Raw genomic sequence first — 26,963 nt, 5'->3', positions numbered from 1 at the left:
CGTCAATTGTCGCCGCCGTCACCGACAATTCCCGCCATGACCTTCCCGGCCCACTGGGACGACGGCACCGACCCGTCCACGCCCGACCATCAGGTGCACTGGTACGACGACCGTACGGCGATCATCCGCCAGGCCCTGCACACGAACTTCGAAGGCCCGTTCCTCTACCTCCTCCTCGGCGAGTCCCGAGCCCTCCTCCTCGACACCGGCACCGGCCACGCCGACCTCCCCGCCCTCGTCGACGAGCTCGTGGACGAGCAGGAGTTGGTTGTCGCCCACACCCATGGGCACAGCGATCACGTCGGCGGCGACGGAGGATTCGAACGTGTCGTAGGCCGATCCGCCGAGGAAGTCGCGGAGTACTTCGGCCTGGAGAACTGGCCGCACACCACCGGCACGATCGATCTCGGGAAGCGCATCGTCGACATCATCCCGATCCCGGGCCACCAAGGCGCGGACATCGCTCTGTACGACCGGAGCACCCGCCTGCTGTTCACCGGCGACTCGTTGTACCCGGGCCGGCTGTACGTGAAGGACTGGCCGGCGTTCCGCGCGAGCATGGCGCGACTGGGCGAGTTCGTTGCCGCGGGCAATCCGGTCGAGTGGGTGCTGGGCGCACACATCGAGCTCACCGACGTACCGGGCAAGGACTACGAGATGGGCGCCGCCAAGCACCCCGGCGAGCACGTCCTGCAGCTGCGTCCCGCCGTACTGACGGAGCTCGTCGAGGTGGTTGCCGCGGCCGGGGAGCAGCCCGTACGGATCGAGCGGGACGACTTCATCGTGTACCCGGTCTGACCACCGTCTGGTCACGACGCGATTGAGGCGCGCACTCGGGGGCACCTTCAGGCACACTGAGGCCATGCTCTAAGAGGCTGTCGCTGGCAGCCGGCACGGGAGGCGCGCTGATGGGTGAGGAAGTCGACCGGGTCGAGTTCACCCGGGCGGACCGGACCGCGTTCCGCGAACAGGTCCATCGCAATCTGGACGCGTTCGCGCGGATGCTGCGCGAGAACCGGTTCGCCCCGGACCGGCCGATGACCGGGATCGAGATCGAGCTGAACCTGGTCGACGAGAAGTGCGACCCGGCGATGAAGAACAGCGAGGTGCTGAGCGCGATCGAGGACGACGCGTTCCAGACCGAGCTCGGCCAGTTCAACATCGAGATCAACGTCCCGCCCGGGCAGATCGACGGCCTCGGGCTGGACACGATGGAGTCGAACATCCGCGACAGCCTGAACGCCGCCGACGAGAAGGCCGCCCGGACCGGGTCCTCGATGGTGACCGTCGGGATCCTGCCGACGCTGCTGACCGAGCACATCCACCGCGAGGCGCTCAGCACCAACCCGCGGTACGCGCTGCTGAACGACCAGATCTTCGCGGCCCGCGGCGAGGACGTGCAGATCTCCATCGACGGCGTGGAGCGGCTGCAGGTGACCGCGGACAGCATCGTCCCGGAGGCCGCCTGTACGTCGACCCAGTTCCACCTGCAGGTCACGCCCGAGGCGTTCCCGCGGTACTGGAACGCGGCCCAGGCGATCTCCGGCGTACAGCTCGCGGTCGGGGCGAACTCCCCGTTCCTGTTCGGCAAGGAGTTGCTCCGCGAGACCCGGATCGCGTTGTTCGAGCAGGCGGCCGACACCCGCACGCACGAACTCAAGACGCAGGGCGTGCGGCCCCGGGTGTGGTTCGGCGAGCGATGGATCACCTCGATCTTCGACCTGTTCGAGGAGAACTCCCGCTACTACCCGGCGCTGCTGCCGGTCACCTCCGACGAGGACCCGATCGCCGTGCTGGAACGCGGTGATACACCAGCCCTTTCGGAATTACGCCTGCACAACGGGACGATCTACCGCTGGAACCGCCCTGTGTACGACGTTGTCCGGGACAAGCCGCATCTGCGGGTGGAGAACCGGGTGCTGCCGGCCGGCCCGACAGTCGTCGACACGATCGCGAACGGCGCCTTCTACTTCGGCCTGGTCCGCGCACTGGCCGACGACGAACGGCCGATCTGGTCGCAGATGTCGTTCAGCGCCGCCGAGGAGAACTTCCACAACGCGGCCCGCAACGGCATCGACGCCGAGGTGTTCTGGCCGGGCGTCGGCACCGCGCGCGCGACCGAGCTGGTGCTCAGACGCCTGCTGCCGTTGGCGGTTCGCGGTCTCGATGCGTGGGGCGTGGACGTCGCTGTCCGCGACCGCTTGCTGGGCATCATCGAGCAGCGGTGCCTCACCAACCGCAACGGTGCGTCCTGGCAGGCCGACGAGTTCCATCGCCTGTATACAAAGGGCTCGCACAGCCGACGGGACGCGTTGCGCGGGATGCTACGTCGTTATCGCGACCACATGCACGACAACACGCCCGTACATCTCTGGCCGGTCGACTGAACCGGTTCGTCTCGACAACTGCGCCAGACAACGTGAGACAGCAGCGGACCTGCCCGGAACCTCGGTCCTCCTGACGGAACCCGCGCATTTGCCCTGGGCAACGGCGTGTCCGGGGGCGCCCGACGAGGCAGAACTGTTGCGAGTTCGATAACGACCCGGACTACAGGGGTGGCGCTTTTGGTGACAGCCCTGCAAAGGTGTGGCCACCGGAAGGTTAGGCAGGCCCGCGGCGGGTAGTAGTCGGGCACCGGCAGCCCTCCGTCACCGGTGCGACACAACAGGTGCAAATGCAGCGGATGCCGACCGGGGTCGGGAGCAGTATCGTTCGAGACGGGTCGACACACACCCGGAGGTGAGGCAGGGCGATGACGACCATCGTCGTGGGTTATGTGCCGAAGGCGGAAGGCCGTGCGGCCCTTCGGCGAGCAGCGGAGGAAGCGACGCTGCGGGACGCCAAGCTGGTGGTGGTGAACTCGCATCGGGGCGGGCGCAGCTTCGACACCGACGAGGCCGCGGCCAGCGACGCGGCACTGACGGAGGTTCGGGAGCAACTCGACTCGACCGGTGTGCCGTACGAGGTGCGGCAGCTGGTGCGGGGCCTGGACCCGGCGGAGGACCTGGTGGCCGTCGCCGAGCAGGTGCACGCGGAGTTCATCGTGATCGGGCTGCGGCGCCGGTCGCCGGTCGGCAAGCTGATCCTCGGCAGCAACGCGCAGCGGGTGCTGCTGGATGCGCCGTGTCCGGTGCTGGCCGTGAAGGCCGAGGAAGGGGAGGACTGAGGTGACTACGACACGCAGCCGGAAGCTGTGCCTGGCGCAACAGCCCGACGCCGACGAGATGCTGAGCAGAGATCCGTTCGCCTTGCTGGTCGGGATGTTGCTCGACCAGCAGATCCCGATGGAGCGGGCGTTCGCCGGCCCGGTCGCGATCGCGAAACGGATGATCGGCCCCTTCGACCCGGTCACGGTCGCGCACTACGACCCGGATGCCTTCGTCGAGGTGGTGGCCGGCCCGCCCGCGGTGCACCGGTTCCCGACCGCGATGGCGGCCCGGATCCAGACCCTGGCCAAACACCTCGACGAGCACTACGGCGGTAACGCATCGGGGCTCTGGTGCGATGTGAAGTCCGGGGACGATCTGCTGGCCAGGCTGTCCGCCTTGCCGGGGTTCGGCGCGCAGAAGGCGAAGATCTTCGTCGCGCTGCTCGGCAAGCAGCTGAAGGTGCGCCCGCGGGGCTGGCGTGAAGCGTCCGAGCCGTACGGCGAGGACGGCGCGTACAAGTCCGTCGCGGACGTGATCGACGTGGCGTCGCTGGTGAAGGTACGGCAGTTCAAACAGGAGCAGCAGTTGGTCCGGCGTCCGGTGGTGGCCCGGCCGCTGCGGCAGACACGTAACGGGTGAGCAAAGTTCGCTGGACGACCCCCCGGAAATGCGCGGTTCTGGGGGGTCGTGCGACGCGTGGCCTTGGTTCGCGGATTACAATGGACTGTTGCCGCCGCCTGACCAGCGAGCAGCCGCCAACCGCAGTACCCCAAGACTCAGCAACACCCCGAGCTCCATCAGTCGTACCGTTGTACAAACCCTGCGTCAGACGAGAGGTAATTCGTGTCGTCCAGCTCGTCCGAGAACCTTCCCGCCGAGCCGGCCCGGGCCGTGGCCGCCACCGCCCGTAGTACGGCTCAGAGGACCAGCGCCCGAGTGACCGACCCGGCCGCCAAGAAGAAGGCGGCGGTGAAGGCCGCAAGCACCAAGGAGGACGGTATCCCCGCGAAGAAGGCCGCTGCCAAGAAGGCTCCGGCGAAGAAGGCAGTGTCCGAAGCGGGTCTGTCCATCGACCCGAAGACCGGGAAGCCGCGCGCGCTCGACGAGGTGGACGAGTCCGACTTCCAGCCGGACGCGGTGAAGGTCCTGGAGAAGGAGCTCACCGAGGACGAGGGCTTCGTGGTCTCCGAGGCCGACGAGACCGACGAGCCCGAGCAGCAGGTGATGGTCGCCGGGGCCACCGCGGACCCGGTCAAGGACTACCTGAAGCAGATCGGCAAGGTCCCGCTGCTGAACGCCGAGCAGGAGGTCGAGCTCGCGAAGCGGATCGAGGCCGGCCTGTTCGCCGAGGAGCAGATCGCCGACGAGTCGAACAAGCTCAAGGACAAGGTCCGCGACGAGTACGACTGGATCTCCGAGGACGGCCGCCGGGCCAAGAACCATCTGCTCGAGGCCAACCTGCGCCTGGTGGTGTCGTTGGCCAAGCGCTACACCGGCCGCGGCATGCTGTTCCTGGACCTGATCCAGGAGGGCAACCTCGGTCTGATCCGCGCGGTGGAGAAGTTCGACTACACCAAGGGCTACAAGTTCTCGACGTACGCGACCTGGTGGATCCGGCAGGCGATCACTCGCGCGATGGCCGACCAGGCCCGGACGATCCGGATCCCGGTGCACATGGTCGAGGTCATCAACAAGCTGGCCCGTGTCCAGCGGCAGATGCTGCAGGACCTCGGCCGGGAGCCGACTCCGGAGGAGCTCGCCAAGGAGCTCGACATGACCCCGGAGAAGGTCATCGAGGTGCAGAAGTACGGCCGCGAGCCGATCTCGCTGCACACCCCGCTCGGTGAGGACGGCGACTCCGAGTTCGGCGACCTGATCGAGGACTCCGAGGCGATCGTGCCGGCCGAGGCGGTCTCGTTCACGCTGCTCCAGGAGCAGTTGCACGCGGTGCTCGACACGCTGTCCGAGCGCGAGGCGGGTGTGGTCTCGATGCGCTTCGGTCTCACCGACGGTCAGCCGAAGACGCTCGACGAGATCGGCAAGGTGTACGGCGTGACCCGCGAGCGGATCCGTCAGATCGAGTCCAAGACGATGTCGAAGCTGCGGCACCCGTCGCGCTCGCAGGTCCTCCGCGACTACCTGGACTGATGACATGACGCACTGGATCGCCGGCGTGTTCGCGCTGGCGATCCCTGCGTTCGAGACGGCTTCACTGGCCGCCGCCGTGCTCACGGCGGCGGCTTTGCTGTTGGCGCTGGCTGTGGTGGCACGGTCGGCCGCGCGCGTGTCCGGCCACGCGGCCGCACCATTGCTCGCGCGGGCCTCGTCGGTCCGGCGCCGTGCCGAGCACACCGTCTTCCTCCGGCTGCGTGATCCGGACGCCGCCGGACGTCCCCGTCCACGAGCACCAGGGCAGTAGCCTCCGCGCCGCTCTCGCCACCGCCGTCCGCGGTCGGCTCCGCGTTGCGCGCACGCCTACTCGTTCCTACTCACTCGTGGAGTTTTGCCGTGCCCTCTTTCCTGGAGGCACCGGTCGCCTGTGCCTATCACTTGCTCACGTCCCTCATTGCCACCCTCCAGCCGCTCACCGGCACGTACGCCGCGGTGATTGCGATCGTGCTGTGCACCGTCGTCGTCCGCCTGGGTCTCGTGCCGCTGAGCGTGCGGGCTCATCGCGGCTCGAAGGCCCGCGCCGAGCTGATGCCGCAGTTGAAGCAGCTCACCGACAAGCACAAGAACAACCCGGAACGCCTGCAGCGTGAGATCGCGAAGCTGCAGGCCGAGTCCGGTACGTCGATGTTCGCCGGGTTCCTGCCGGCGCTCGCGCAGCTGCCGTTCTTCTGGTTGATGTACACGCTGTTCTCCCGGGCCGTCGTGGCGGGGGAGTCCAACCAGCTGATCAGCGGCAGCGTGCTAGGTGCGCCCCTCGGCACGCACTGGCCGCTCTTCACCGCCACTCCGGCGTACCTCGTAATCGCAGTGTTGCTCGCTGTAGTCGCGTTCTTCTCGACCCGCCTGCAGCTACGCCAACTCGACCCGTCGGCGACGATCCTGTCACGGCGAATCGCCCAACTGCTCCCCTTCGGCACGCTGCTGAGCGCCGCCTTCCTCCCGTTGGCGGCAGGCCTCTACCTCCTGACAACGACGGCCTGGACCATAGCCGAACGCACCCTCCTCACCCGCTAACACCTCCCCGCGGCCCCCGCGGCCCCCGCCGCCCCCGCCGGCCCGCGCTCGTCACCGGCGGCGCCTCGGCCATCGGTGACTGCCGTGGTCGTCGACATCCCGGCCGGCCCCGGCGACCCCGCCAACCCCACCAACCCGGCCAACCCCGCCAACCCCACCGACCCGGCCGACCCCACCGACCCGGCCGACCCCCACCAACCCCACGACCCGGTCAACCCGGCCGACCCCGCGACCCCACCACCCCGGCCGACCCCACCAACCCGGCCAACCCGGCCAACCCCACCACCGCCCCCACCACCGCCCCCACCACCGCCCCCACCACCGCCCCCATCACCGCCCCGGCCGACCCCACCGACTCGGCCGACCCAGCCCACCCCGCGTGCGCACCGTGCTCGGCCTGGGATCGGTCGGGGTCGGGGACCAAGCAATGGTGTCTGGGGACCTGCTATTACCTGTCCCCAGACACCTGGGGCTGTCTCCATCGACCACAGCGGCGCGATCCACGCGTCGAAGTGTTGCTTGCAGCAACAACCGTTGCCGGGATCCGGATCATTCTGTTACCGTCTTTATTAAAGCCGGTTCCTTAATGGGTTGGGGTCGATGGAGACAGCACGTGGAGCCGCGCAGGCGGAGCGTGCGGCGAACCAGGTCGCCTGCCTGCGCTTCCTCGCCGACGCCGACGAGGCGCGTACGGTCGGCGTGATCAGCGAACGCACCGGCCTGTCGCGTCCGACCGTGCACGCCGTCCTCGACGACCTCGTCGACGCCGGGCTGGTCGAATCCACCAACCCCGCAACCGCCGGCCCCGGCCGCCCCGCCCGAGCCTTCCGCTTCGCCCGCGAAACCGGCCTCGTCGCCGGCGTCGACCTAGGCCCCCGCGGCGCCCGCGCCATCATCACCGACCTGTCAGGCCGAAGAGTCGCCTACGCCGAGCTACCAACAACCACCGCCCCCGCCGACCTCTCCCTCATCCCAACCGCCTTGGAGGCAGCAGCCGCCTCGCCCTTGCCATCCACCCACGCTGCACTCGCAGAGCGCGATGCGCTGGACCCATCGGCCGGTTCGCGGGGTGTGGGGCGGGATGTGCTGGATGCGGCCGCTGGCGGGGGCCTGAGCTCCTACCCGTCGGACGGCTCGCTTGATCTGGGGCGGTTGCGGGGGGTGGGGGTGGGGTTGCCTGGGGTGGTGGAGGCGGATGGGCGGTTGCGGGCTAGTTTGGCGTTGCCTGGGTTGGTGGGGTTGCCGGTGGGGGAGTTGCTGGCGAAGGAGCTCGGGCAGCCGGTGGTCGTGGACAACGACATCAAGCTGGCCGCGCTTGCGGAGCAGCGGGGTGGGGCGGGGCGTGGGTACTCCGACGTCGTCTACCTGCAGATAGGGCACCGCCTGTCGGTCTCGATCGTGCTGAACGGCGTCATCCGCCAAGGCCGTCATCGCCTCGCCGGTGAGCTCGGAGCGCAACGCGGCATGCGCTGGACCCGCAACGCCCAGCGCGGGCAGCTCGTCTGGTCGTCCCGCCCGACCGGTGCCGAAGTACTGACCGCCGCGGCCGCCGGAGACGCCGCGGCGCAGGCGGAGCTCGAGGAGTTCTGCCAACAGATCGCCCCCCGGATCGCGACCGTACTTCTCGTCGTCGACCCGGAGGTTGTCGTCGTCCGCGGCGGCCCGGCGGCGGACAGCAGCGCGCTGCTGCGGCCGCTGGCAGCCGCGGTGGAGAACCAACTCGTCTTCCCCGAACGCCCGCCCTTCGTCGCCGCCACCCTGGGGCGCGAGGCGGTCGTCCTCGGGGCGGTCGGCAACGCCTTCGACCGATTGACGTCAGCCATCTACGGGATCCAGGACGTCCCCAGTCCCTGGGACCGGATCAGTCACGCAGTGGAGAGGACCAGCACGTGAAGCTCGGAGTCAGTTCGTACTGTTTCCGTCAGCTCATGACGAGCGGCGAGATGGACCTGATCGGGGTCCTGGACTGGGTCGCGGCCTCGCCGGCCGGGCACATCGAGGTCGCCGCGATGGACGGCGAGTACTACCTGGAGCACCCGGACGTCGTCCGCGACACCGCCAAGCACGCCGAGGAGATCGGCGTACCGATCGTGAACTACCTGGTCAGCGGCGACCTGCGGGCCGCGGACGAGAACGAGATCGACCGGTTGCGCAAGCAGCTGGACGTGGCGCACGCCTTCGGGGCGCGGATCTTCCGCCACGACGTGGCGCCGTGGGCCTGGCGCGAGCAGGACCCGGGCGAGTTCGAGACGACGTTCGCGAAGGTCGTCGAGGGCTGCCGCGCGGTCGCCGACCACGCCGCCGACCTGGGCATCGTGTCGACGATCGAGAACCACGGGTTCTTCATGAACGGCAGCGAGCGGCTCGCCCGGCTCGTCTACGAGGTCGACCGCCCGAACTTCCGGGTCACCCTCGACCTCGGCAACGGCCTCTGCGTCGGCGAGGTGCCGGGCAAGACGGCCGCCGGCCTGATCGACGTCGCGGCGTCGATCGGCGTGAAGGACTTCCACATCCGCCGCTCGGCGGGCGAGGGCTGGCTGAAGACGCTGGCCGGCGACTACCTGCTCGGTACGGTCACGGGCCACGGCGACGTGGACGTGGCCGGTCTGCTCGCACTGGCCGCGACCAAGCCCGACGTACCGGTGAGCCTGGAGTTCGAGGGCCTGGAGACGCCGCTGCCCGCGATCGAGCGCTCGCTGGCCAACATCCTCCGACTGACGGAAGGCATTGCCTGACATGACGACGCGAATTGCGGTGATCGGGCTCGGTTCGATCGCCGTCGAGCACCTGAGCGCGTACCAGCTGAACCCGCAGGCCGAGCTGGTCGCGGTCTGTGACGTCGACCTCGAGCGCGCCAAGGCACGTGGCGCGCAGTTCGGTGTCGAGCGGGTCACCGGCGACGCCGCCGAGATCTTCGCCGACCCGGGCATCGACGCGGTCAGCGTGTGCGTACCGAACACGCTGCACGCCCCGATCGCCGAGGCGGCGCTCCGGGCCGGCAAGGACGTCCTGGTCGAGAAGCCGATGACCGTGACGGTGCCCGAGGCCGAAGCGCTGGTGAAGGCGGTCGAAGAGACCGGCAAGGCGCTGCAGATCGGGTACGTACGGCGGTTCGCGCCGAACGCGCTGGTGACCAAGAGGTTCCTGGACGCCGGCGAGTTCGGCGACATCTACGCGGCCCGCGCGACGCTGCTGCGGACGGCCGGCAACCCCGGCGGCTGGTTCGGCGACGTGGAGCTGTCCGGCGGCGGTCCGCTCATCGACCTCGGCGTACACATCATCGACCTGTGCTGGTACCTGATGGGGATGCCGAAGGCGGTGTCGGCGTCCGGCGCGACGTTCGCCCCGCTGGGTGCCCGCGACAACATCCAGAACCTGACTCGGTACAAGGCCGCGTCGGCGGCCCGGCCGAACACGGTCGAGGACTTCGCCACCGCGCAGATCCGGTTCGAGGGCGGGGCGGTCCTCGACGTGGCCACGTCGTTCTCGCTGCATGCCCGCAACGAGATCAGCGTCCGGATCCACGGCGACAAGGGCGGCGCGGAGATCGAGCCCGCGCTGCTGATGATCACCGAGCGGCACGACACGCTGCTGCACGTCCAGCCGCAGATCGACTCGCTCGGCTTCGACTTCAAGGTCGGCTTCGCCAACCAGATCGACCACTTCCTGCAGATCTGCCGCGGCGAGATCCCGGCCGACGCCACCGCGGCCCAAGGCCTCGAGATGGCGAAGATGCTCACCGCCATCTACGAATCCGCCCGGACCGGCGCCGAGGTGAGGATCACCCACTGACGCAGGGTCAGTCGAGCAGTGCTGTGGTGAGGGAGTCGGCGTGTTGGTGGAGCCAGGCTTCGCGGTTGCGGATGATGTTGCCGACTCCCTCGTCCCACATGCGTTGCCAGCCGCCGCCGAGGAGTTCGGCGCGGTACTTCATCGTGTGCCAGGCACGCCGGCTCAACGCGATCGACAGCGGTAGCACCCGCGCCCGGTCGGCCTCGGACAGACCGTAGCTGTCGGCAAGCATCCGGCAGCGGCGCGGGCGGTCCAGGCCGCGCATTCGCGGGTCCTGGTCGGCCTCGGCGCCGGTCGGGCCCCACCACAGCATCAGGTTCACGAACTCACGAGCCCGGCTCGCCGGCTGCGCGAGGTCGAAGTCGATCAACGCGTACGCACGGCCGTCGCGGAACACGACGTTCTCCGGCGTGATGTCCTGATGGCCGATCAGCTCGGGCGGATCGTCGAGGTCGGGGAGACCGGGCGGCTGGATCGGGGCGGGCAGGTTGCCGGGTACGCCGAACGACTCGACCGCGTCGTGGTACGCGCGCAGCAGTCGCGCGACCGACACCATCCGGTCCTCGTCCGCGATCCACGGCGGGCGCGGTCGGCCGGCGACCTCGCCGTCGATGTACGTCAGGGCGTGCCGGCCTTTCGAGTCGACGCCGAGGAACCGCGGTGCGCCGTCGAACCCGACCTTCTCCAGGTGCAGCAGGACGTCCTGAACGAGTTGCGGGCGCTCGCCGGGTGGTCGCCGTACCGTATCGCCGACCCGCACGAGCCCCTCGGTCACGTCGCCGCCGAGCAGCGGAATCTCTTCACCGTCTTCGATCACCGCCTGATCCTAGGGTCTGTGCCGACCAACAGGCCCGCAGGTTTTGCCGGGTTGGCAAGAATGTTTGCCGGGATGCCGAGTGCCGGCGGACGATCGGTGCATGACGACCGAACAGCTGCCTGACGAGTACTGGAACGAGTTCTACTCCGAGCACGAGCAGGTGTGGAGTGGGAAGCCGAACGTCGCCTTCGCCGAGGAGGTTTCCGGGCTGACCCCGGGGCGCGCATTGGATCTCGGCTGCGGCGAAGGCGCCGACGCGATCTGGCTGGCCCAGCGGGGATGGGCGGTGACAGCTGTGGACATCTCGACCGTCGCGCTGGGGCGGGCGGCCGAGCATGCTCGCGCGGCGGGGGTGGGGGACCGGATCGAGTGGCAGCAGCACGAGCTCGGGAAGTCGTTCCCGGACGGTGAGTTCGACCTGGTGTCGGTGCAGTTCCTGCACTCGAAGACCGAGTTGCCGCGGGACGGCATTCTGCGTCCTGCGGCGGCCGCGGTCGCGCCGGGCGGCGTACTGCTGATCGAAGGCCACCTCGGCTTCCCGCCCGGCGAGCACAACCCGCATCCCGACATCCACTTCCCCGGACCCGACGAGGTGATCGAGAGCCTCGCGCTGCCCGACGGCGAGTGGGAGACGCTGGTCAGCCGCGAACACGAGCGGGCGCAGGTGATGCGGGACGGCGAGCTGATCAACCGCCGCGACTGCACGGTCAAGCTGCGCCGCCGCTGAGGCTGACGGTCACCATCGCGGCGGACGCTGGGGGGCATGACCACCCATGATCTTGTGGTCGGCCGCGCGGATCCCAAGATGTTCGGACCGGCCGCCCAGGTGCTCGAGCACGGCGAGTCGGCGACCCGCGTGTTCCCGGAGCTCTAGCTGGCGATCAGCCCCATCCGTTGCTTGGCGGACAGCACCAGCAGTGCGGCCGCGTTCACCTTCGCGCGGAAGGCGCTGTCGGCGTTCGCCTTCGCCAGCACTGCCGTCACCATTGCAGGTACCTGCGTTGCGTCGGTCATCAGCACCAGGTCGCCGCCCGCGTTGATGAAGTTGATCGCGCGGGCCCCTGGTGACCACGCCTGGACCTGCTTGGCGGCGAGTGAGTCGCTCATCACGACACCGCGGAAGCCGAGCTCGGTCCGGAGCATGCCGCCGATGATCCTGCTCGAGAACGCCGCGGGTACGCGCGGTGCGATCTTGTTGTAGTCGGCCAGCGACATCATCACGAACGGCGTACCGGCCTTCACCGCCGCGCGGAACGGAGCGAGGTACGGGTCGCTGTACGTCGTCACGTAGTCGGTCACGCCGGCGGACACGTCCGTGTTCGCGGCGACCCGTCCGAGCCCGGGGAAGTGCTTGATGCTCGTCGCGACGCCGGCGCCGAGCATCCCTGAGAGGAACGCGTTGCCGTGGCTGGTGACGACGGACGTGGTGTATCCGAACTCGCGACGGTAGTAGCCGATCGGCTTGTTCGTGTTGCGCAGGGAGTACGGCACGGTGTCCATCACCGGCGCGAGGTTCTGGTTGACGCCTGCCAACCGCAGCTGACGTCCCCAGAGCGCGGCATCGGTCCGCAGCGTGCTGGTCGACCATGTGCCTTGCGTCAGAGCGGCCGGCATCCGCGAGAAGCCGGGACCTTGCAGCACCTGGACGTTTCCGCCCTCCTGGTCCGTGGCGACGAACAACGGCACGCTGAGCGTCGCGGCGTACGTCGCCTTGCTCTGCAGCCTGCGGGTCACCGTCAGCGTCGCACTCCGACCGATCGTGCTGCGACCCGTCAACATCACCGACCCGACGTGGTACTTCGAAATCGCCGAGTACGTCGCCGTCCCGGGCCCGGTAGCTGCCCCGCCCACCATGAACAACTGCCCGACCCGCTGCGCCAACGTCATCCGAGCGAAGACCGTCGACGCCCCACCGGCAGCAGAAGCTGTTCCCGTAGTACCCACAACCAGCGCAAGCGCCAACAACCAAGCCCCAAGCCGAACTCTGCTCATACCTCATTAGACGTTCGCGCGGATCACTACAGCTAGCCCTCCGCGTGCCGCGGATTACTTGAGGAGGGGTAGGTGGACGGTGAAGGTGGCGCCGTGCGGGCTGGTGTCGGTGGTGGTGACGCGGCCGTGGTGGGCGGCGACCAGAGCGGCGACTATGGACAGGCCCAAGCCCGAGCCGCCGGTGGTGCGGGTTCGGGCTGTGTCGGCTCGGTAGAAGCGTTCGAAGATGTGGGCTTTTTGTTCGTCGGACAGACCTGGGCCGGTGTCGCGGACCTCGAGGATGGCTTCGGTGCCGCGGGTGCCTACCGACACTGTGATGGGGGCGTTCACGGGCGTGTAGTCGAGGGCGTTGCTGATCAGGTTGCCGAGCACCTGCCGGAGTCTCGCTTCGTCTCCGGAGACCATCGGCGCCTCCGAACCGGGCAGGATGGTCAGCGACAGCGGGCGGTCCGGTTGGACGGCTTGCGCGTTGTGCAGCGCGTCGGCGGCGATCGGGAGCAGGTCGACCGGCTCCATCCGGAGCGGGCGTTGCTGGTCGAGCCGGGCGAGCAGCAGCAGGTCGTCGACGAGCAGGCCCATCCGCTTCGCTTCCTGCTCGATCCGCCGCATGGTGTCGGAGTCGGTCTCGCCGCGCTGGCGGGCGAGCTCGGCGAACCCGCGGATCGACGTCAGCGGCGTACGCAGCTCGTGCGACGCGTCCGCCACGAACCGCCGCATCCGGTCCTCCGACTGCCGGGCCGCCTCCTCGGAGCGCCGCGCAGCGTCCTCCGACCGACGCGCTGCCAGCTCCGAAGCAGTCCGTTGCGCGAACGCGTTCTCGATCTGTCCGAGCATCTGGTTCAACGCAAGTGACAGCCGCCCGACCTCGGTCCGCGGGTCGCGCTGCGGTACCCGCCGGCTCAGGTCCCCGCCCGCGATCGCGACCGCAGTGTGCTCCACGTCCTCCAGTCCGCGCAGACTTCGCCGTACGACGAACGTCCCGACGCCGGCCAGCAGTACGAGCAGGATCACGCCGGCCGCGACCTGGATCCCGATCAGCCGCTGGATCGTGTGGTCCATGTCCTTGAGGCTCTGCGCGACCATCACCGACCCCGTATCGTCGTCGGTCTCCACCGCGAGGACGCGCCATTGGGTGTCACCGGACTGCGCGTCGACGTCGAACGGCTTGCCGTTCAGCGCGCGGACCTGGTTCAGGTTGAGCGCCGGCAGCTTCGGCAGTGGTTCCGTGTCGGCCAGCCGCGACCCCACCGGGCCGTTGTCGCTGTTGCCCTCGGAGTCGCTGAACTGGACGACGAACACGCTCGGCAACTGCCGTCGGACCGGTCCGCCCGCACCAGGCGGCAGGGGTCGCCGGTCGGGCTTGACGTGCGACAGCGGTACGGCGGCCTGCTGCAACTGCTCGTCGACGCGGTCGATCAGGTAGCCGCGCATGATCGTCGTCGCCAGCACGCCGGACGCGGCGAGTGCGAGCGCTACCAGCGTGAGCAGGACGACCACGATGGTGACGCGCAGCGGGTACCGGTCGGTGAACCGCCGGTGACTCAGTTGCATCAGTTGGGGCCTCGCGGGGTGCGCAGGACGTAGCCGACCCCGCGGACGGTGTGCAGCAGCTTCTGGTCGCCGGTGTCGACCTTGCGGCGCAGGTACGACATGTACGACTCGACGACGCCCGCGTCACCGGCGAAGTCATAGTTCCACACCGCGGACAGGATCTGTCCCTTCGACATCACCCGCTCGGCGTTCTCCAGCAGACACCGCAGCAGCTTGAACTCGGTCAGCGACAACTGCACCGCCTGACCGGCCTTGAACACCTCGTAGCTGTCCTCGTTCAGCTCGAGGTCGGCATAGCGCAGTACGGCGGCTTCGGACGCGGTCTCCTCGCGGTGACCCGACCGGCGCAGCAGCGCCCGGACCCGCGCGACGAGCTCATCGAGGCTGAACGGCTTCGTGACGTAGTCGTCTCCGCCCGTCTGCAGCCCGAGCACCTTGTCCTCTATGGCGTCGCGAGCGGTGAGGAACAGCACCGGCACATGCCGGTCCTCACCGCGCAGCCGGCGGACCACCTCGAAGCCGTCCAGACCCGGCATCATCACGTCGAGTACAACGAGGTCGGGGTCCACGTCCCGCGCCTTGCGCAGCGCCTCGGCGCCGTGCGTCGCCGTCGTCACGTCGTACCCCGCGAAACGCAGGCTCGCGGACAGCAGCTCGACAATGTTCGGCTCGTCGTCGACGACCAACAGATGCGGACTCATGGTGACAGTGTGCCGCCGCCACCCATGTGAACCCTGGAAGCTTCCTGGCAATCAGCTGTGAGCCGCCACGGCCCGAATCAGCGAGGACCGTGCTTGAATCCCCACTTCTGGCCGGCCGCGTCGCGGACCGTACCGTCGTTGACCCTGGTCGCGGTCGCCTTGCCGTCGGTCACGATCGCCGACACGTTGACCTTGTTCCCGGTCTTGACGTCGCCGATGCCGTCCCGCGCCGCGTTCACCATCGTGTCGGACGTGAGCGTGTACGTCCGGCTGTAGCCGTCGGCGCTCTTCACGGTCAGCGAATCCGTGCTGACCGTCGTTACCTGACCGCGCTGAACAGCAATGGTCTGGTAGCCACCGCCGGCCTTCTGTACGACGAACTCGCCGTGCAGCGCCCCGCCGAGGCCGAACTCGCCCTTGAATCCACCGCGTCCCGGCCCACCGCCGGGCTTCTGGTTCTGGTTGGGCTGCGAGGGAGTGGACGCCGACGGGGAGGCCGAGGGTGTCGGGTCCGCGTTGCTCGCCGCCCACGCGACCCCGCCGGCGGCAGTGGTCACGGCAACCGCGGCAACTGTGCCGAACAGGCGCCAACGCTTCTCTGAGAGCTTCATCTTCCCAGGATGACCCGGCCGACTGAGACCAACCTTCGGTACGACTAAGAACAAGCTGGCAATCAGCTAAGAAAGTCGCGTCAAACCAGGAAGAGGACGGCGATCAGCCAGACGGCAGCGGCGAGCGACGTACCGGCGAGCTCGATCAGCATCGACACGCCCGTCTCGCGCAGGGCGTGCTTGGTGGAGGTCCACGCCGCCCTGTGCGTGCGCTGACGTTGCAGCTCGGACAGGTACACCCCGATCGGGAAGCCGACGAACATCCCGACCACCGGGATCACGAAGAACCCGACGATGCCGAGCAGCACGCCGACGATCATCGATCGCCGCGGTACGCCGGCCTCCCGGAGCCGGCGCTCCGGTACGACGTACTTCACCACCTGACTGGTACCGATCAGCACCGCGGCGATCCCGAACACCACCCACCCGGTCGCGCTCTTCGCGACGATCGCCCAGACCAGGATCGCCGCCAGGCTGAGGATGGCGCCGGGCAGGATCGGCAGCACGATACCCACGATCCCGACGAAGATCGCGATCCCGGCAAGCACCGTGACACCTGTGTCCATGTGCACACCCTAAGGTGGACAGATGGTCTACCTCCACGAACTCGTCACCGCTCTGGCCGCTCCGTGGGTGGTGCTGTCGCCGCGATCCGGTCAGCTCACCGGCTCCGGAGCGGCGGGCGTGTACGCGCGGGACCGGCGGATCCTGTCCCGGTTGAGCGTCACGGTCGACGGCCGCGAACCGGTCCCGGTGCACGTCGACGAGCAGGACGCCGCGACGCACCAGTACGTCGCGATGCTCGAGGGCCTCGGGGACGCCGGTCACGATGCGACCGTGATGCTGTACCGGACTCGCACTGTCGAGTCCGACGGACTGACCGAGCGGATCACGCTGGTGAACCGCTCCAGGGCAGCGATCGAGTGCCGGCTGGATGTTGCCCTAGGCACCGATCTCGCAGGCACCGCGGCGGTCCGCAGCGGCGCCGCCGCAGCCCTTCCCGAGCTCGCGCCACTCCCGGACGGTCCCGGCCGGATCCGGTGGGAGAGCAACGACACCCGCGTCGTGGTCACCGCCGACCCCTCGATCTCGGCCACCCCGCGGGTTGAACCGGGGGAGGAGTTCACGCTGACCCTGCACGTCACCGCGGAGTTCCCGAAGTCCACCACGGACTTCTCGATCGAGCCGCCCGCCGAGCGGACGCCATACGACGTGACGCTGACCTGCGACGACAAGCGGGTCGAACGCTGGCTGGAGCGCTCCCTGCAGGACGTCAGCGCGCTGCAGCTTGCCTCGGGCAACGACCGCTACCTCGGCGCCGGCCCGCCCTGGTACCTCACGCTGTTCGGCCGCGACTCGCTGATCTCGTCCGGCATGCTGATCCCGGTCGACCCGGCGCTTGCCGCCGGCACCCTGCGCGCGCTCGCGGCCCACCAAGGGACGAGGGTCGACGCCGACTCGGCCGAACAACCCGGCAAGATCCCCCACGAACTCCGCGCCGAGGTCGCCGACCACGGCGCCGGCCTGGTCCTGCCGCCGGTGTACTACGGCACGCACGACGCGACCCAGCTGTGGATCATGACGCTGCACAAGGCCTGGCGCTGGGGCATGCCCGCCGACGAGGTCCGCGAGCTGCTGCCGAACCTTCGCAGCGCGCTCACCTGGATGAAGGAGTACGCCGACCCGGACGGCGACGGCTTCCTCGAGTACATCGACGAGTCGGGCCACGGCCTCGCGAACCAGGGCTGGAAGGACTCCGCCGACGCAGTGCAGTGGCCGGACGGCACGCTCGCGACAGCACCGATCGCGCTCTGCGAGGTCCAGGGCTACGCGTACGCCGCCGCGGTGCGGGGCGCCGAGCTGCTCGAGGCGTACGGCGAATCCGGCGACGAGTGGCGCACCTGGGCGGCCGCACTGCAGGAGCGGTTCCGGGCCGCGTTCTGGGTGGACGGCCACCCGGCGATCGCGCTCGACGGCGCGAAGAACCCGGTCGCCGGTCGCGCCTCGAACATGGGCCATCTGCTCGGTACCGGCCTGCTCGACGCCGACGAGGAGGCAACCGTCGCCGACGTCCTCGCCGGTGCCGACCTGAACAGCGGCTTCGGTCTGCGAACGTTGTCGACGGCAATGACCCGCTTCAACCCGCTCGGCTACCACACCGGCAGCGTCTGGCCGCACGACACCGCGATGACGATCCAGGGCCTGTACGCCGCCGGCCACGCCGACGTCGCCGCGTCGTACGTCGACGGACTGGTCCGCGCCGCGGAAGCCTTCGACTACCGCCTGCCCGAGCTGTACGGCGGCCGCGGGACAGCAGAGGAGAGTACGCCGACGCCGTACCCGCTGTCGTGCCGCCCGCAGGCCTGGGCCGCTGCGTCCGCCGTCGCCGTACTCGTCGCAGCCCTCGGCCTCGAACCCGACGTACCGGGTGGAGCTCTCGTTGTGGAGCCCGCGCTGCCGTGGCAACGGATCGAACTGGAGCGACTGCGGGTCGGGCCGGACCTCGTGTCGGTGCGGGTTGTCGACGGCGAGGCGACCGTCGTCAGAGCGCACTGACGAGCGCAAACGCGGACAGCCCGAGGTAGATCGTCGCGACCACTACGTTGCGTCCTCGGGTCGTTGTACGAACAGATCGGAAGCGGCGCCCGACGGCGGCGGCGGTGAGCGCGTAGGAGAGGTCGAGGGCGAGGCCGATCAGGAGGGTGCCGACGCCGAGGAGCAGCATCTCGGTGCGGAGCTGGGTCGGTCCGGCGCCGCGGGTGGTGAATTGAGGCAGGAACGCCAGAAAGAACAATGCGGCCTTCGGGTTCAGCAGGTTCACGATGACGCCGTCGCGGAAGACCCGGCCGAGTGGCGCGGCCTGAACGCCGGCGGAATGGTCCACGACCGGGGCCAGCAGCAGTTTGATGCCGAGGTACGCCAGGTACAGCGCGCCGGCGAACGTGATCGCGGTGAACAACTTCGGCGAGGTCTGGACGAGGGTCGCGAGACCGAGCGCCGTGACGACGATGTAGACGAGCGTCCCGGTCTCGACGGCCAGGGCGGACACCACGCCCGCACGCCGGCCCTGCGTGAGGCTGCGCAGCGAGATGTACATGTTGTTCGGTCCTGGCATTCCGACCAGGACCACTGTCGCGCCGGCGAACCCGGCGACCTGTCCGATCCCCACTCGACCTCCTGTTGGACTGCTTGCGCGTACTAGCCTGGCCGTGCGAGAAGCAGTCCACCCGAGCCAATAAGAGGAGAAGTGGACCGTTCTGGACACCGTGCCGCCATGGCCGCCCTGGCAGACCTGATCGGGCACCGGCTGAGCGTCCGCGGCAGCTCACATCAGGGCCCGCAGCAGGGCCTGTACCGGCGGTTGGCCGACGAGATCGCCACGCTGATCGGCTCCGCGGAACTCCCGGTCGGCGCCCGGCTGCCCGCCGAACGCCGGCTGGCTGTGTCGCTCGCGATCAGCCGCTCGACGGTCGTCGCGGCGTACGACGAACTCCGCGCCCGCGGCCTGGTCGAGAGCCGGCGCGGCAGCGGTACCACGGTCGCGCGGGCCGCCGGACGAGGCCGTTCACGAGCGGACAAGCGGATGTCTGCCGGGTACGGCGAGTCGCTCTTCCATCGCATCACCGTCGGCCGCGACGAGGTGATCTCGCTGACGTACGCCGTGGATCCCGGGCTGCCCGAGCTGTCCTCGGAGCTGATCGACCTCGCGTCGACCGACCTGCCGGCGCTGCTCGGCGACGTCGGGTACCACCCGCGGGGTCTGCCGGTACTGCGGGAACGGATCGCGGAGCACTTCACCGGATCCGGGCTGCCGACGTCGGCGGACGAGATCGTGGTGACGACCGGCGCCCATCAGGCGATCGCGCTGGTCACGCAGATGTACCTGCGCAGCGGTGCCGCGGTCGCGATCGAACAGCCGAGTTGGCCGGGGTGCTTCGACCTGTTCGGAGCAGCCGGCGGGCGCGTGGTCGGCGTACCGCTCGACGACGCGGGGATCCGGCCGGACCTCCTGGGCGCTGCGTTCGCGGAGCATCAGCCGGCGATGTTGTTCGTGATGCCGACGTTCCACAACCCGACCGGGCGGCTGATGTCGGCCGCGCGTCGCCGGCAGGTCGCGGAGCTCGCCGCGCGCCACGGAGTTGTGGTCGTCGAGGACAACGCGTACTCGGCGTGGGACCCGTCAGGTCCTGAGATCCCCCCGCCGCTGGCGGCCTACGCGCCGGACGACGCGGAGGTGCTGACGATCGGGTCGGTCTCGAAGGCCGTGTGGGGCGGGTTGCGGATCGGCTGGATCCGGGCGTCGCGGCCGGTGGCGGAGCGACTGGCGCGGCACAAGGCGCTCGCCGACCTCGGCAGTCCGGTGATCGATCAGGCGTTGACCGCGCGGTTGTTGCCGCGGCTCGCCGACCTGACGGCGGCCCGGGCGCGGGTCGCGACCGTCCGGAAGAAGTTGATGGGGGAGTTGCTGACCGAGCGACTACCGGAGTGGGAGTGGTCTGCACCGGTCGGCGGGTCGGCGCTGTGGATCCGGCTGCCGCGGACCGATGCCCGGGTATTCGCCCAGGTGGCGTTGCGGCACGGGGTCGAGGTGGTGGCCGGGCACGCGATGGATCCGACCGGCGAGCACGATGACTACTTACGGGTGCCGTTCGCCTACACAGAGCAAGTGCTCGACGATGCCGTCGCGCGGTTGGCGCGGGCCTGGCATGAGTTGCGCCGGCACGGTCCCGGCCCCGAACTACCTGTTGTGTAAAGGAAAGGATGGCGGCCACCCTCACAGGTGTCCGCCATCGAAGCCTTCATGACTTTGGCGCCGTCGTTGGCGCGTTTGGAAACTGCAGGTGGTTACCGCTCGTCGTCCACCGTGATCGTCGGGGTGGCTTCGAGCCGACCGGTCTCGTCGTGGATGGTGATCGCGATGTCGCGCAGTTTCTCCGAGTGCTCCCGGCCGTGGTGGGCGCAGAAGAGCAGCTCCCCACCGCTGGTCAGGGTGACCCGGACGTAGGCCTGCGCACCGCAGCGGTCACAACGATCCGCGGCCGACAGGGCCGAACTCGGGGCGAGTGCTGTAGTCATTGAGGCCTCATCTCATCTAGTTCCGTACTCACCAGATAGCAACATCCTGACATGCGGATCGCTTCCCGGTGGGGACAACGTGTCCGTATGTGAGACGAACCACCTGTTCCGCTATGACGTTTGCTGACCCGGAATCGTTTCGTGGTACGGCGGAATTCTGGTGCGCCACGGAGGCGGGTACTTCTTCTTTCACTGTGCGCCATGATGCCGTCACCGTCTGCTCGGATTCGGAGTGTCGTACACCACTTCGAATCGAGTCCGGATCGATACCTGCCGCGACATGTATCTCCGGTACCCGACGGCATGTCCCGGCGTGCCCGTGCCTGCGCGGTTTTTGGGGGTGCGGCCACTTAAGCTGTCCGGGTAAGTGCATGAACCAGTGAAGGAGCCCTGTGGCCGCCCCGACGCCTCGCAGTACCGAGATCGACCCGGCGTACAACGCCCGCCATCTGCTCGTCCTCGAGGGTCTCGAGGCCGTCCGGAAGCGCCCGGGCATGTACATCGGGTCCACCGACAGCCGCGGCCTGATGCACTGCCTGTGGGAGATCATCGACAACGCCGTCGACGAGGCCCTGGCCGGCCACGGCGAGCGGATCGACGTCGTGCTGCACAAGGACGGGTCGGTCGAGGTGATCGACCGGGCCCGTGGCATCCCGGTCGACATCGAGCCGAAGACCAAGCTCAGCGGTGTCGAGGTGGTCTTCACCAAGCTGCACGCCGGCGGCAAGTTCGGCGGCGGGTCGTACAACGCCTCCGGTGGTCTGCACGGCGTCGGCGCCTCGGTGGTGAACGCGCTCTCCGCGCGGCTGGACGTCGAGGTCGACCGTGGCGGCACGATCTGGACGACGTCGTTCCGGCGGGGTGTGTCCGGCGAGTTCGACGGTGCGGGTGCGGACGCGCCGTTCACCCCGTCGAAGGGGTTGCGCAAGGCCGGCCGGGCCAAGCGCGGCGTCACCGGCACCCGCATCCGGTACTGGGCGGATCGCCAGATCTTCACCAAGGACGCCACCTTCAACTACGACGAGCTGGTCACCCGGGCGCGGCAGACGTCGTTCCTGGTGCCGGGGCTCGAGCTGGTGATCCGCGACGAGCGCGGCGAGGAGGTGACCGAGGAGCACTTCAAGCACGACGGTGGGATCAGCGAGTTCTGCGAGTTCCTCGCCACCGACCAGAAGGTCACCGACGTGATCCGGCTGACCGGAACCGGCCATTTCACCGAGACCGTGCCGATGCTCGACGATGCCGGCCACATGACCCCGACCGACGTCGAGCGCGACCTGGACGTCGACATCGCGGTCCGCTGGGGCGACGGGTACGAGACCGAGCTGCGGTCGTTCGTGAACATCGTCGCGACCCCCAAGGGCGGTACGCACGTCGCCGGGTTCGAGCGCGCGCTGTCGAAGAGTTTCACGAACGCACTGGACGGCACGCGGCTGCTGAAGAGCGGCGAGGAGATCATCAAGGACGACGTCCTCGAGGGACTGACCGCGGTTGTCACCGTGCGGCTCGCCGAGCCGCAGTTCGACGGCCAGACCAAGGAAGTTCTCGGTACGCCGGCCGCGTCGCGGATCGTGGCGAAGGTCGTGCAGACCGAGCTCGAGGCGTTCCTGACCTCGACGAAGCGCGAGTTCAAGGCGCAGGCACGGGCCGTGCTGGAGAAGATCGTCGCCGCCTCGCGGACGCGGGTCGCCGCGCGCCAGCACCGCGAACTGCAGCGCCGCAAGACCGCGCTGGAGTCGTCGGCGCTGCCGGCCAAGCTCGCGGACTGCCGCAGCAACGACGTCGACCGGTCCGAACTGTTCATCGTCGAGGGTGATTCGGCGCTCGGCACGGCCAAGCTGGCGCGGAGTTCCGAGTTCCAGGCGCTGCTGCCGATCCGCGGCAAGATCCTGAACGTCCAGAAGGCGTCCGTCGGCGACATGCTGAAGAACGTCGAGTGTGCGTCGATCATCCAGGTGGTCGGCGCGGGTTCCGGTCGGACCTTCGATCTGGAGCAGGCGCGGTACGGGAAGATCATCTTCATGGCCGACGCCGACTCCGACGGCGCCCATATCCGCACGCTGCTCGCCACGCTGTTCTTCCGGTACATGCGGCCGCTGGTCGAGGCCGGTCGCGTCTACACCGCAGTACCGCCACTGCACCGCTTCGAGCTGACGAACCCGAAGAAGGGCCAGGACAAGTACCTGTACACCTACAGCGACGCGGAGTACCAGCGGAAGACGGCCGAGCTGATGAAGAAGGGCGTCCGCTGGAAAGAGCCACCGCAGCGCTACAAGGGTCTCGGTGAGATGGACGCCGACCAGCTGGCCGAAACCACCATGGACCCGCGGCACCGCACCCTGCGCCGGATCACCGTCGACGATGTCGAAGCCGCCTCGCACGTCTTCGACCTGCTGATGGGCAACGACGTCGCCCCGCGCAAGGAGTTCCTGGTCCAGGGCGCATACGAGCTCGATGAGAACCGCATCGACGTCTGACAAACGCCTGCCTAGCTGTCAGGGTAGGGACTGGGCTTCCGGTTGGCTTGTTTCGATCTGGACAACACCTTGATCGATCGGAACGGGGCGTTTCTGCAATGGGCCCGGTGGTGGGTGCCGGAGCAGCGGCTGCCGGATGCTGCCGTTGACTGGTTGGTTGCTCATGACAACGGTGGTTTCCGTGAGCGGGCGGAGCTGTTCGGGCTGGCACGGGAACGGTTCGGGATTGCGGCCTCGGTCGATGAGCTGGTGGCGGCGTACAACCGGGAGCATCCGCTGTTCACCTGGGTCGAGCCGGAGGTGCTGGACGGGATAGCTGCGCTGCGTGCGGCTGGTTGGCGGGTCGCGGTGGTGACGAACGGCGACACCGTGCAACAGGATCTGAAGCTCGAGCACACGCGGATCGGTGCGGCCGTGGACTACGCCTGCGTGTCCGGGACGGTCGGCGTACGGAAACCCGATCGACGCATCTTCGAGCTCGCCGCGGAACGCACGGGGACGTCCCTGGACGACGGCTGGATGGTCGGCGACCACCCCGCGTATGACATCACCGGCGGCATCGCGGCCGGTCTACGGACCATCCTCGTCGGTCACCACCACGCGGTCGACGGCCCACGCCCGGACCACCACGTCACCACAGTCACCGAGGCTTTCAAGCTGATCCTCGGGTGCTGATGGACACAATACTGATCAGCTGACGGTGAGCACTTTAGTGGTCACCCGGAATGTCGAAGAGTCGACATTCCGCAGGCTCGCGTGATCAGGATAGTGATCACATGATCAGAATAGTGATCACGAGAGTGCGGCCCTCAGGACCGCGTGCGCACCGGTGACGATCGCGTTCCGGTTCGCCTCGTAGGTCGGGTCCGTGATGGCGGTCTTGTTGGTGAGGTCGAAGGACAGTACTGGGACGTGCAGGTGGCCGGCCGGCATCGACGGGTCGAGCAGGTCGCGCTGCAGAGTGTTGCGGTAGGCAACTTCATTGGACAGGTACCCGCCGCCGGTGCCCTCGGACGCGATCGATCCCGCCGTCGGACCGTCGGGGCGCCGTACCGGCGTGGTTTCGCCGGCCGGGATCTCGAGGACGGACGTGTTGACCCGGGTACGGAACGGTGCGACGTCGGCCTGTGCCATCCGGGCCAGCGGGAGGCTCGAGGTGATCCACTCCGGGCCCGCCGGCATGCTCGGCGAGACGACCGGGGCGCTGATCGTGCCACCGCCCCAGAGGTTGTTGTTGTCACCGATCGAGCTGACGGAGCGACGGCGGCCGTTGAAGACTTCGAGATCGAAGATGCCGACCCGGCCCTGACTCGCGGTCATCACCAGGTCGGCGCGCTGTGGACCAGGGTGGTAGTGCGGCGCGAGCGCGTTCTCGACCATGCTCTGATCGAAGTCCGTGTAACGCACCGGGAAGACGACGGTCTGGATCTCGTACGTCGTCCCGTTCACCGTCCAGCGTTGTCCGTCGAGCGTCAGGGCGTTCGCGCCGGACGGATTGCCGATCCGGATGTCCGCGTCGAGCGTGAACGGGTCGAACCCGGTGACGAGGATCTTCCGCACACCAGCGGAGAAGCGGGTGCTGGTGATGCCGCGGGATGCGTATTCGAAGGAGCGCATAAGCTCGGCGCGTTCCGCCGTACCGAGGCTGAACTCGGGCTGCCATTGGCGAAGGGTCAGCGCCATCGAGATGCGAGCCCAGTACAGGCCGCGGTCGTCGGTCGAGGGAAGCGCGTCGGCGCCTTTCGGCGCGTGTTGCGCCCGGTACGTCGCCGCCCGCCACAGCGCCTCGCCCTGCGCGCGGACAAGTGCGCCGGCCGCCTGCCGATTCGGCACCCGGCACAGCAACTGCCCGAACAGCAGCACCTGCCGATCGAACCCCGACCGCCGCAGGATCTCGGCCGGCACCGACGGCCCACCATTGACCCCTCGACTCAGCCGCTGTTCCTCGACGGTGCCGGCAATCGAATGATCCAGACACCCGGTGACACGTCCGCCGCGCAGGACGGACGCGCTGTCAGGAAGAGCGTGTGTAACCGGAGCGCCGGACAACACGGCGGTCAACGCCAGCGCGCCGGCAACGAGCGAACGATGGAATGAGCTGGGGCGGAGTCTCATACCTGGTGTCTACCAGATTTCCTGCCGAGACCCGAGGAACGATCAGTCGAGCTGGGTGAGGCGGCCGGTGTCGACGTCGTACAGGAAGCCGCCGACGAGGATGTCGTCGCCGATCAGCGGGTGTTCGCGGACCGCGGCGACGTCGCGGCGGAGCGCCTCGTGCTGGTCGGGAATCACCGGGATCGGCAGGTAGCCGGCCGGTTTGCCGGCGGCAGCCTCGACCTTGGCGCGGAGTTCGTCCTCGGACATCGCGGCCATCGCGCAGCGGGTGTGCGGGATGATCATGATCCGGCGGACACCGAGCAGTTGTACGCCGAGCACCAGCCCGGTCATCGTGATCTCGGTGACCCGGCCGCCGGCGGAGCGCAGCACCTTCGCGTCGCCGGGCTTCAGCCCGAGCATCTCCAGCGGCGGGATCCGGGAGTCCATACAGGTGACCAGGCCGATGCCGGCGTGCGCGATCCCGTCGAAACCGCCGTAGTGGAAGTCGGCGGCGTACTCGGCGTTGGCCGCGAGCAGATCGTCGAAGCCGCCGCTCATCGCGCGCGGCCTGGTACAGGGGTACCGGTATGCAGGATGGGCATGGCGAACGGTTCCTTTCCGCAGGAGTCCGGACGAGGTGGATCGGCCGGCGCACTGGTCACCGGCACGGTCCAGGATCGGCCGTCGGCGTGCTGGACGGTCACGGTGTCGGCAGCTTCGCCGACCACCTCCAACGCGTCCAGGTCGAGCTCCCCGATGAGTTCGCGGACGGCGACCTCGGCCGCCTGACCGCGCTTGGTCCAGGTGGACCGTCCACGCAACCCGGTCAGAACTGTCTCCCCACGGTCCGCAGCGGCCAGTATCTCGACCGCGGTGTCGACTGTGAGGTGGCCGTGCATGGTGCCGGCCGGCAGATACGTCGCGGTCGGAGCGAACCGGTGCCCGCCGAGGTGGTTGGCCTCCCACACCCGTCCCGGCACCCGCTCGGCGAGGCCGGCCACGAGCGGCCGGCCGAGGATCGCGCAGCACTCGTCGCGCTTGCCGTTCGTACAGACCAGAACAATCGGATCGTCAACAGTCTTCAGGCCGGGCAGCGAGGGGAGGACCGCGGTCCGGTCGCCGCGGGCCACCGCGCCGAGGTCCAGGGCAGTCAGCTCGGACGGATCGGCGACGCAGCCGCCGAGCAGCCAGCTGCGGCCAGGTGTGGTCGAGGCGACGAACACCTGGTGCGAACGCCTGACCGCGTCGGCATGGCGCCCGGGGGAGCGGATCAGCCCGAACCGTACGTCGGCCTTCTTGCAGTCGTCGTCGAACTTTCCGCCGAAGACCGGGTCGAGGTGACTCTGGGTCGGCGCCTTCGCGCCCCACGGGCCGGGCTGCTCCACGACGACCCAGCCGGTCGCGACCACTGCCGTACCCGGCAACGGCTCCTGCAGCACCCGACAGAACGTCGAGCACAGGCCGGCTGCAGGTGCGGGGGTCACACCATCACGGTAACGGACGTGGAAAGGTGG

General features: G+C 68.8%; 26 protein-coding genes. 15 read left to right on the top strand and 11 right to left on the bottom strand.

Annotated elements, in window-relative coordinates:
• The first annotated feature begins 36 nt into the window (after positions 1–36).
• The 10 genes from FB475_RS31005 (at position 37) to FB475_RS30955 (ending at position 10,127) form a co-directional block, all read left to right on the top strand.
• On the top strand, positions 37–798 hold the full coding sequence (locus FB475_RS31005) for an MBL fold metallo-hydrolase (RefSeq protein WP_141860963.1): 762 nt from the start codon (positions 37–39) through the stop codon (positions 796–798).
• Positions 799–908: 110 nt separating this feature from the next.
• Positions 909–2,387: a glutamate-cysteine ligase family protein gene (locus FB475_RS31000; protein WP_141860961.1), complete on the top strand. Its 1,479-nt coding sequence runs from the start codon at positions 909–911 to the stop codon at positions 2,385–2,387.
• A gap of 365 nt (positions 2,388–2,752) precedes the next feature.
• The gene (locus tag FB475_RS30995; protein ID WP_141860959.1) at positions 2,753–3,166 is read left to right on the top strand and encodes a universal stress protein; all 414 of its coding nucleotides are present in this window, start codon (positions 2,753–2,755) and stop codon (positions 3,164–3,166) included.
• A 1-nt stretch (position 3,167) separates the two neighbouring features.
• Positions 3,168–3,788: an HhH-GPD-type base excision DNA repair protein gene (locus FB475_RS30990; RefSeq protein ID WP_141860957.1), complete on the top strand. Its 621-nt coding sequence runs from the start codon at positions 3,168–3,170 to the stop codon at positions 3,786–3,788.
• A gap of 204 nt (positions 3,789–3,992) precedes the next feature.
• Positions 3,993–5,297: an RNA polymerase sigma factor gene (locus tag FB475_RS30985; RefSeq protein ID WP_141860955.1), complete on the top strand. Its 1,305-nt coding sequence runs from the start codon at positions 3,993–3,995 to the stop codon at positions 5,295–5,297.
• Between the two features lie 4 nt (positions 5,298–5,301).
• Complete coding sequence (locus FB475_RS30980; protein ID WP_141860953.1) at positions 5,302–5,568, top strand: DUF6412 domain-containing protein; 267 nt, start codon at positions 5,302–5,304, stop codon at positions 5,566–5,568.
• 89 nt (positions 5,569–5,657) lie between these two features.
• Positions 5,658–6,335 (top strand): YidC/Oxa1 family membrane protein insertase, encoded by a 678-nt coding sequence (locus tag FB475_RS30975; RefSeq protein ID WP_141860951.1) that lies wholly within the window; start codon positions 5,658–5,660, stop codon positions 6,333–6,335.
• 600 nt (positions 6,336–6,935) lie between these two features.
• Positions 6,936–8,228 carry an ROK family transcriptional regulator gene (locus tag FB475_RS30965; protein WP_141860949.1) on the top strand — a complete coding sequence of 431 codons (1,293 nt, stop codon included), beginning with the start codon at positions 6,936–6,938 and terminating at the stop codon, positions 8,226–8,228.
• A gap of 35 nt (positions 8,229–8,263) precedes the next feature.
• Positions 8,264–9,070 carry a sugar phosphate isomerase/epimerase family protein gene (locus FB475_RS30960; protein ID WP_141860947.1) on the top strand — a complete coding sequence of 269 codons (807 nt, stop codon included), beginning with the start codon at positions 8,264–8,266 and terminating at the stop codon, positions 9,068–9,070.
• A gap of 1 nt (position 9,071) precedes the next feature.
• Positions 9,072–10,127, top strand: coding sequence for a Gfo/Idh/MocA family protein (locus tag FB475_RS30955; protein ID WP_141860945.1), 1,056 nt, complete (start codon positions 9,072–9,074; stop codon positions 10,125–10,127).
• 7 nt (positions 10,128–10,134) lie between these two features.
• On the opposite strand, the gene FB475_RS30950 is transcribed toward FB475_RS30955, so the two are convergent.
• A complete protein-coding gene (locus FB475_RS30950; RefSeq protein ID WP_141860943.1) occupies positions 10,135–10,944 on the bottom strand; it encodes a phosphotransferase in 810 nt (269 codons plus the stop codon).
• A gap of 100 nt (positions 10,945–11,044) precedes the next feature.
• Between FB475_RS30950 and FB475_RS30945 the strand changes: the two genes are divergently transcribed.
• The gene (locus tag FB475_RS30945; RefSeq protein ID WP_141860941.1) at positions 11,045–11,671 is read left to right on the top strand and encodes an SAM-dependent methyltransferase; all 627 of its coding nucleotides are present in this window, start codon (positions 11,045–11,047) and stop codon (positions 11,669–11,671) included.
• 143 nt (positions 11,672–11,814) lie between these two features.
• Here FB475_RS30945 and FB475_RS30940 read toward each other — a convergent pair whose 3' ends face one another.
• The 5 genes from FB475_RS30940 to FB475_RS30920 form a co-directional block, all read right to left on the bottom strand.
• The gene (locus FB475_RS30940; protein WP_141860939.1) at positions 11,815–12,831 is read right to left on the bottom strand and encodes a glycoside hydrolase family 3 N-terminal domain-containing protein; all 1,017 of its coding nucleotides are present in this window, start codon (positions 12,829–12,831) and stop codon (positions 11,815–11,817) included.
• 159 nt (positions 12,832–12,990) lie between these two features.
• Entirely contained in the window at positions 12,991–14,487 is a 1,497-nt protein-coding gene (locus FB475_RS30935; protein ID WP_141860937.1) for a sensor histidine kinase, read from the bottom strand.
• On the bottom strand, positions 14,487–15,188 hold the full coding sequence (locus FB475_RS30930; protein ID WP_141860935.1) for a response regulator transcription factor: 702 nt from the start codon (positions 15,186–15,188) through the stop codon (positions 14,487–14,489). The genes FB475_RS30935 and FB475_RS30930 overlap by 1 nt, the downstream gene beginning before the upstream one ends.
• Positions 15,189–15,265: 77 nt before the next feature.
• The gene (locus FB475_RS30925) at positions 15,266–15,799 is read right to left on the bottom strand and encodes a hypothetical protein (protein ID WP_141860934.1); all 534 of its coding nucleotides are present in this window, start codon (positions 15,797–15,799) and stop codon (positions 15,266–15,268) included.
• Positions 15,800–15,879: 80 nt separating this feature from the next.
• Complete coding sequence (locus FB475_RS30920; RefSeq protein ID WP_141860932.1) at positions 15,880–16,365, bottom strand: DUF456 domain-containing protein; 486 nt, start codon at positions 16,363–16,365, stop codon at positions 15,880–15,882.
• A 22-nt stretch (positions 16,366–16,387) separates the two neighbouring features.
• Between FB475_RS30920 and FB475_RS30915 the strand changes: the two genes are divergently transcribed.
• Entirely contained in the window at positions 16,388–18,355 is a 1,968-nt protein-coding gene (locus tag FB475_RS30915; protein WP_141860930.1) for a glycogen debranching N-terminal domain-containing protein, read from the top strand.
• Here the strand turns inward: FB475_RS30915 and FB475_RS30910 are convergent.
• Positions 18,342–18,968, bottom strand: coding sequence for a LysE family translocator (locus FB475_RS30910; RefSeq protein WP_141860928.1), 627 nt, complete (start codon positions 18,966–18,968; stop codon positions 18,342–18,344). The genes FB475_RS30915 and FB475_RS30910 overlap by 14 nt on opposite strands.
• Before the next feature lie 105 nt (positions 18,969–19,073).
• Here FB475_RS30910 and FB475_RS30905 point away from each other — a divergent pair, with 105 nt between their 5' ends.
• Positions 19,074–20,552: an aminotransferase-like domain-containing protein gene (locus tag FB475_RS30905; protein ID WP_238332546.1), complete on the top strand. Its 1,479-nt coding sequence runs from the start codon at positions 19,074–19,076 to the stop codon at positions 20,550–20,552.
• A gap of 92 nt (positions 20,553–20,644) precedes the next feature.
• Here FB475_RS30905 and FB475_RS30900 read toward each other — a convergent pair whose 3' ends face one another.
• The gene (locus FB475_RS30900; protein WP_141860924.1) at positions 20,645–20,875 is read right to left on the bottom strand and encodes a DUF7455 domain-containing protein; all 231 of its coding nucleotides are present in this window, start codon (positions 20,873–20,875) and stop codon (positions 20,645–20,647) included.
• 392 nt (positions 20,876–21,267) lie between these two features.
• Between FB475_RS30900 and FB475_RS30895 the strand changes: the two genes are divergently transcribed.
• Both FB475_RS30895 and FB475_RS30890 read left to right on the top strand, forming a co-directional pair.
• The gene (locus FB475_RS30895; RefSeq protein WP_141860922.1) at positions 21,268–23,352 is read left to right on the top strand and encodes a DNA gyrase/topoisomerase IV subunit B; all 2,085 of its coding nucleotides are present in this window, start codon (positions 21,268–21,270) and stop codon (positions 23,350–23,352) included.
• Between the two features lie 42 nt (positions 23,353–23,394).
• Entirely contained in the window at positions 23,395–24,027 is a 633-nt protein-coding gene (locus FB475_RS30890; RefSeq protein WP_272952113.1) for an HAD family hydrolase, read from the top strand.
• 117 nt (positions 24,028–24,144) lie between these two features.
• Here FB475_RS30890 and FB475_RS30885 read toward each other — a convergent pair whose 3' ends face one another.
• The 3 genes from FB475_RS30885 to FB475_RS30875 form a co-directional block, all read right to left on the bottom strand.
• On the bottom strand, positions 24,145–25,257 hold the full coding sequence (locus tag FB475_RS30885) for a pyroglutamyl-peptidase I (protein ID WP_238332544.1): 1,113 nt from the start codon (positions 25,255–25,257) through the stop codon (positions 24,145–24,147).
• A 252-nt stretch (positions 25,258–25,509) separates the two neighbouring features.
• Positions 25,510–26,007 carry a beta-class carbonic anhydrase gene (locus FB475_RS30880; RefSeq protein ID WP_141860916.1) on the bottom strand — a complete coding sequence of 166 codons (498 nt, stop codon included), beginning with the start codon at positions 26,005–26,007 and terminating at the stop codon, positions 25,510–25,512.
• Complete coding sequence (locus tag FB475_RS30875) at positions 26,004–26,933, bottom strand: sucrase ferredoxin (RefSeq protein ID WP_141860914.1); 930 nt, start codon at positions 26,931–26,933, stop codon at positions 26,004–26,006. Before FB475_RS30875 ends, FB475_RS30880 begins: the two co-directional genes overlap by 4 nt.
• Positions 26,934–26,963: the final 30 nt, after the last annotated feature.

The sequence above is a fragment of the Kribbella jejuensis genome, from assembly GCF_006715085.1.
Taxonomy (GTDB): Bacteria; Actinomycetota; Actinomycetes; order Propionibacteriales; family Kribbellaceae; genus Kribbella; species Kribbella jejuensis.
The sequence above is the reverse complement of the archived record's forward strand: the minus strand, read 5'-3'. Positions and strand labels throughout refer to the sequence as shown.